1 protein-coding gene is annotated in these 229 nt (G+C 42.8%); it reads left to right on the top strand.

Annotation, left to right across the window (positions count from 1 at the left end):
• The coding region (locus DW205_RS22000) for a tyrosine-type recombinase/integrase (RefSeq protein ID WP_147326776.1) at window positions 1-210 on the top strand (210 nt) is incomplete at its 5' end.
• Window positions 211-229 lie beyond the last annotated feature (19 nt).

Here is a 229-nt window from a genome sequence, read left to right on the forward strand (position 1 = left end):
TCGGATGTGACTTCCTACACGATCCGTCATTCTTTTGCCATGGCATTGAAGGAGCAAAATGTCCCCATTGAGATGATCAGCGAGTTATTGGGGCATAAATCCATCAAGACAACCCAGATTTATCTAAGAAGTTTCTCCTTGGAGAAAATGACGGTGGTAAATAAGTCTTGCTTTGAGAATGTATATAATTATATGCCAAAGGTGGGGTGAGGCTACTTGGGGAGTAGCG

Origin of the sequence: Parabacteroides sp. AM17-47 (genome assembly GCF_003434625.1) — a bacterium.
In the GTDB taxonomy this organism is placed as follows: Bacteria; Bacteroidota; Bacteroidia; order Bacteroidales; family Tannerellaceae; genus Parabacteroides; species Parabacteroides distasonis.